The 562-nt window shown below is 47.7% G+C and carries 1 protein-coding gene; it reads right to left on the reverse strand.

Features of this window, described 5'->3' with window-relative positions:
* On the reverse strand, positions 1-562 hold a 562-nt coding region (locus R7Q48_RS29820; protein ID WP_318133996.1), incomplete at both ends, for a GGDEF domain-containing protein.

The following is a 562-nucleotide window of genomic DNA, read 5'->3' on the forward strand; positions in this document are numbered from 1 at the left end:
CTCATCAGGAGAAGCCGAAGGAAAATCACGACGGCTAACCAAGCCACCACACAAGGAAATAGACAGGTAATCAATTTCGCGCAGGCCGAGCGGCTCAAAGTTAGTTTGCTCAACCGCATCAGCAAAACGAGTAAAGTGCTGTTTTATCGTCTCGCTACTTTGTTCAGCCTTAAACACAAAAGCCCACTCACCTACACCAATGCTGTACAGTTGCAGCGCCGCTGGCATGCCTAAGCGCTTTCTCAATCGATTGGTAAAATGCATCGACAGATCTTTGAGCAGCTGGTCTCCGACTCGATACCCGTATTTTTCGTTGATGTGGCTGAAATTGAGTAGCTTAAGCGTTAACAAATGCTCGTCACAATCGATGTGACTTAAGCGCTCTTGCAGCGCCACGCGATTTTGCAGCCCCGTGCGACTGTCACGACGGTAGCTTTCTTGTAACTTGCGAGTTTGACGATCAAGTTGATAGCCCATGTGAGCGTTCATATGGTTCAAATCACCAATCGCATTGCGTATTAAGCTAAACAGCGGTGAAATCGAAGCGCTCACTTGTGGTTTA

This window comes from Vibrio sp. 378 (assembly GCF_033339435.1).